The following is an 835-nucleotide window of genomic DNA, read 5'->3' on the forward strand; positions in this document are numbered from 1 at the left end:
ATGGTGGACATGGCGGGCCGCCGTCGGCGCCGCTGGACGTCGCCGAGGCGGCCGAACTGCTCGCCGTGCTCCGCTCCCGGACGCCCGCTCGGGTCCGCAGGCTCACCCAGACCCCGACCGATCCGGACACGGTGGTCCCGACCGGCACGATCCGTCAGCTCCTAGCCGCCGAACAGGCCGCCACCTCGGTCGCCCGCGACAGCGCGATCACCCTTGCCGAGCCTGCCGCCGTCCTCGCCGACCGGCTCGCCGGACTGTCCCCCCAGCAGGTGGACGCCCTGCGGGAGGTCACCACGGAGCTGACCGACGCTCTGGCGCTGGTGGCCCGCCATCACAGCCGTTGGGCGTGGGTGGAGACGGCGCTCGACGATGCCCTCACCGGCCGCGACACCGTGCTCTGGACGAAGGTCACCGCGGCCGCGCCAGCTGTCGAGCAGGCCGCCCGCGCGCTCGACCAGATCGGGCTGCACAAGGTCGTCCTGCCCACGCTGACCGAGCAGGGGCCGGCGAGCGCGCAGGTACTGCTCGCCCATGGCGAGGCGCTGCGGGCCCATCTGGCGGCCGGCCACGGTCTGCGCGCCGTCTTCCGTCCGAAGATCCAGAAAAGCGCGGCTCTCCTGCTCACGGCGGCGACCGTCGACGGCGTGTCCCCCCGCACACCCGAACTGCTCGACGTGGTGCTCGCCCGGTTGACCGCGCAGGTCTGCCTGGAGACGGCGAGTAGCGCCTGGGCGCTGGTGGCCGTGCGCATCGATTCCGAGTCCGCTCCCGAGGTGCGTCTGGCCCGCCTGCACGATCTGGCCGCCGCCCTCGACGCGGTCAACCGGGCCCGCGA

The 835-nt window shown here is 74.0% G+C and carries 1 pseudogene; it reads left to right on the forward strand.

The window, feature by feature from the left end:
- Window positions 1–835 (forward strand): annotated as a pseudogene (locus DD1DGNOD_RS27430) (AAA domain-containing protein); the annotation flags it as partial.

The sequence above is a fragment of the Candidatus Protofrankia californiensis genome, assembly GCF_900634765.1.
Classification (GTDB): Bacteria; Actinomycetota; Actinomycetes; order Frankiales; family Frankiaceae; genus Protofrankia; species Protofrankia californiensis.